Here is a 396-nt window from a genome sequence, read left to right as displayed (position 1 = left end):
GACCCGCCCTGCCCGTCCTGCCGCTGCTGGCCCGCCAGGACGAACGCGAGAGCCTGGTGCGCCTGCTCGCCCGCGGCCGCTCCACGCGTCTCACCGGCGCGGCCGGCTCCGGCCGGACCCGCCTCCTCGACCTCGTCGCCGAGGACTGCTCCGACCTCGCCCCCGACGGCGTCGTCCGCCTCAACGGCTTCGGGCGCACCTCGGGCGACCTGCTGTACGACCTGTTCCACGCGGTGTACAGCGCCCCACTGCACCGCCCCGACCGGGACGAACTGCTCACCTACGTACGTGAGATCGGCGCGGTCGTCGTCGTCGACGACCTGGAGTTCGGCGGCGGCGGGCTCGACGAGCTGCTGCGGGCCACCCCCGAGTGCGCCTTCCTGCTCGGCGCCACCC

Annotated in this window: 1 protein-coding gene; it reads left to right on the top strand. The window is 75.0% G+C overall.

Annotation, left to right across the window (positions count from 1 at the left end):
• On the top strand, positions 1 to 396 hold a 396-nt coding region (locus C1J00_RS44335), incomplete at both ends, for a P-loop NTPase family protein (RefSeq protein ID WP_219728432.1).

The organism is Streptomyces cahuitamycinicus (assembly GCF_002891435.1).
Classification (GTDB): Bacteria; Actinomycetota; Actinomycetes; order Streptomycetales; family Streptomycetaceae; genus Streptomyces; species Streptomyces cahuitamycinicus.
The sequence above is the reverse complement of the archived record's forward strand: the minus strand, read 5'-3'. Positions and strand labels throughout refer to the sequence as shown.